At 62.6% G+C, this 588-nt stretch carries 1 protein-coding gene; it reads right to left on the reverse strand.

The genetic code is table 11. From position 1 onward, the window contains the following. The coding region (locus tag ACFWJO_RS39840; RefSeq protein WP_386873201.1) for a recombinase family protein at positions 1-306 on the reverse strand (306 nt) is incomplete at its 3' end. Between the last annotated feature and the right edge of the window lie 282 nt (positions 307-588).

Consider the following 588-nt stretch of genomic DNA (forward strand, 5'->3'; position numbering starts at 1 on the left):
CTCTGGGTCGATCCCATCGGAGACGGATTGGATCTTCACGCCGCGGTCTCGCAGCAGGTTCACGGTATTGAGCACGTCGATCAGAGATCGCCCCAGCCGATCGATCCTCCACACCACGACCGTGTCCTCAGGCTCTGCGTAGGACAGGAGCTTCTTCATGCCCGGACGCTCTGCCGCGCTCTTCGCGCCGGACGTTACATCCGAGAACACATCCCGCCGCTGCACCCCAGCCGCGAGGAGAGCGTCGAGCTGCAGCGCGGGATCCTGCCCCGCCGTCGACACCCGTGTGTACCCCAGAAGCCTCATGACGTGATCATGCCTCATAAATCATCTTCACCGGAAGGTCTGAGACAGAACGCGGTGCGACGACTTCGCGAGACACTCCCGGCCTCCCGTCGACCCAGCTCGCGCCGGCCCCGTGGTCGCCAAACACGGCGTCTCTTAAAACTGTTGGTTTTGGAGACGCTGGTCGCTGCTGCTTGCGCACGCGCGCCGGGTTCGTCCAGCTGTCGTGGAGACGGTTTAGGAGCCGGGATGGAAGAGGTGCTCGATTTTTTCTTTCTTGGCGAGGAGGCCGAGCATGTTGTG

It is taken from the genome of Streptomyces sp. NPDC127092 (genome assembly GCF_042722475.1).
GTDB lineage: Bacteria > Actinomycetota > Actinomycetes > Streptomycetales > Streptomycetaceae > Streptomyces.